Here is a 368-nt window from a genome sequence, read left to right on the forward strand (position 1 = left end):
ATTAACCACTTCATCTTTAGCTGTATTTAAATCTAAACTAAATGAGTATTCTTTCATTTCTCCTGTTTTTAAGCTTGATAAATATACTTTATATGTTCCAACTTCCCAACCACTACCATCTACTCTGTTTGTTAAATCAGGAGTATATGTAAATGTTCCATCTGGTGCAGCTTGGAATTCTTTCATAATTGCTTCATCTTTACCTGTAGCATTATTTGGTTTTACAAATAATAATACTAAAGTATCATTAGCAACTGATTTACCTATAAATGTTGGAGTAGTATCAAATGTTCTACCACCATTTGGAATTTCAGTTAAGTTGTTGAAATATCCATCTTCATCGCCTTGGAATACTTTAAATTCTAAAG

The 368-nt window shown here is 30.2% G+C and carries 1 protein-coding gene; it reads right to left on the bottom strand.

Annotation, left to right across the window (positions count from 1 at the left end):
• On the bottom strand, nucleotides 1-368 hold a 368-nt coding region (locus AVBRAN9331_RS09810; protein ID WP_336612937.1), incomplete at both ends, for a hypothetical protein.

It is taken from the genome of Campylobacter sp. RM9331, from assembly GCF_020137685.1.
In the GTDB taxonomy this organism is placed as follows: Bacteria; Campylobacterota; Campylobacteria; order Campylobacterales; family Campylobacteraceae; genus Campylobacter_E.